General features: G+C 69.8%; 1 pseudogene. It reads left to right on the top strand.

What is annotated here, in order from left to right:
• Positions 1-431: pseudogene (locus tag MOV74_RS40365) on the top strand (ATP-dependent helicase HrpB); the annotation flags it as partial.

Raw genomic sequence — 431 nt, 5'->3', positions numbered from 1 at the left:
GGCCGCACCGAGCCCGGTGTCTGCTACCGGCTGTGGGACGAGCCGCAGACGGCCTCGCTCGCGCCTTACACCCAACCGGAAATCCTCAGCGCCGATCTGTCCTCGCTGGTGCTCGATCTCGCGCAATGGGGCGTCGCTGACCCCACAGCGCTGTCGTTCCTCGACCCGCCGCCCGTGCCGGCCTGGAAGGAGGCCAAGAGCCTTCTCTCCGAGCTCAACGCGCTCGATGCCGATGGCCGCATCACCGCGGAAGGAAAAAGCCTGCGTGCACTGGCGCTGCCGCCGCGGCTGGCGCGCATGATCGTGGATTCGCATCGTGCCGGCGAGGGCGAAGCAGCCGCGGAGATTGCCGCGATCATCACCGAGCGCGGGCTCGGCGGCGACAGCGTCGATCTCGAGCACCGCCGCGACCAGTTCCGCCGCGACCGTTC

The organism is Bradyrhizobium sp. SHOUNA76 (assembly GCF_023006445.1).
Taxonomy (GTDB): domain Bacteria; phylum Pseudomonadota; class Alphaproteobacteria; order Rhizobiales; family Xanthobacteraceae; genus Bradyrhizobium.
This window is presented reverse-complemented; position numbering and strand designations above follow the sequence as displayed.